The 1,213-nt window shown below is 35.4% G+C and carries 1 protein-coding gene; it reads right to left on the bottom strand.

The annotated features are described in order from the left end of the window. Positions 1-1,213: DUF7507 domain-containing protein (locus tag LY08_RS13470; protein WP_146603235.1), on the bottom strand; the 1,213-nt coding region annotated here is incomplete at both ends.

Here is a 1,213-nt window from a genome sequence, read left to right as displayed (position 1 = left end):
TCATTGAAGATACCAGACTTGATTAATGAGATACTTTCATCTGTACATAAGGTAACAATAGTTTGATCGTCTGTAGTAGAAGTAGTTCCAGATGTATCAGAAATAGATATATTATCTAATGTAGAAGCAGTTACCGTCGCTTGGTTAGTCACCTGACCAGCATCAATATCCGATTGTGTCACTGCATAGTTAGCGGTATAGGTCCAAGTCTCTGTAGGATTTAATTCGTTATCGTTATCAGTATCACCAGAAGCCAATACAATCGCTACGACTGGGTTAGGAGCTTCTAATAATGGATCGGTTACAATAACATTTGTTAAGCTAGCATTTCCTGTATTTGATACAACAAAGCTGTAAGTTATTGTCTCACCAACATTTGCACAGTTATCTTGATCTTCATCATTAAAAACACCTGATTTTATTAATGTAATACAAGAATCTGTAATAATAACAGGTATTGTAATAGTACAATTATTAGCATCAGTAATCGTAACATTATATGAATTTGCAACTAAATTAGAAGCTGTAGCTGTAGTTTGGGAAGAAGAATCATTCCATTGATACGTATAAGGTTCTGTTCCTCCAGTAGGAGTAACAGTAGCAGATGCATCTGCACTACCACAAATAGCATTTGTTTGAGCAGTTATAGTAGCATCAAGTATAGGTTGTGTAACTGTTAAAACTTGAGTGTGAACTGTGGTAAGGTTGCAATCATCTGTAGCTGTCCAGGTTCTTGTTATTGTAAAACTTCCAGTACAGATATCACCATTTTGTGTTTCATTAAAAGTAACAGTAGCTGCACCACAGTTGTCAGTTGCAGTTAAAGTGACAGCATTTGGAATTGAATCAAAATCTACAGTTGCATCAGCAGGTAATGCTTCAACAAAAGTTGGAGGAGTATTGTCTTCAATAGTAATTGTTTGTACATGTGTTGTTGTATTATTACAATCATCTGTTAATGTCCAAGTTCTAGTTATTACTGATTCATTTGGACAGCTTCCAGCAGAAGTATTATCTGTATAAGTAGCATCTAAACTAGTATCACAGTTATCTGTTTCATTTGTAACATCACCTGTAATTGTTAAATCAGTAGGATCTTGCTCACAACTAATGGTTACATCTGCAGGCGCAGTAAAAGTAGGAGGAGTATTATCCGAAACTGTAATAGTTTGAGTCTGAGTAGGAGCAGCATTACCACAATCGTCTACTAAAG

Source organism: Olleya aquimaris, assembly GCF_003259525.1.
Classification (GTDB): domain Bacteria; phylum Bacteroidota; class Bacteroidia; order Flavobacteriales; family Flavobacteriaceae; genus Olleya; species Olleya aquimaris.
This window is presented reverse-complemented; position numbering and strand designations above follow the sequence as displayed.